The organism is Rhizobium sp. SVR5-2C, from assembly GCF_056755115.1.
On sequence record NZ_JBNDHT010000704.1, the window covers coordinates 1 to 216 of the forward strand.

A 216-nucleotide genomic window follows, 5' to 3' on the forward strand; every position below is an offset into this window, starting at 1 on the left:
CGCGGGCTGTTCGCATCCGGCAAGTTCGACCAGTACAAGCGAGACATCCCCTATTCCACGCTGGCCCAGGCCTTCCAGGGCCTGATCCGGCCGCTGTTGGTCAAGAGCGACGCGGAGCTCAGCCACTGGCGTGCCGCCTTGCTGGAAGCGTTGGGCCCGAACGGCCAGCTCATGATCAATCTCGTTCCGGAGTTGGCTCTGATCATTGGCGAGCAG

The 216-nt window shown here is 63.4% G+C and carries 1 pseudogene; it reads left to right on the top strand.

Annotation, left to right across the window (positions count from 1 at the left end):
• Positions 1-216, top strand: a pseudogene (locus ACPYOI_RS37425) (serine/threonine-protein kinase PknK); the annotation flags it as partial.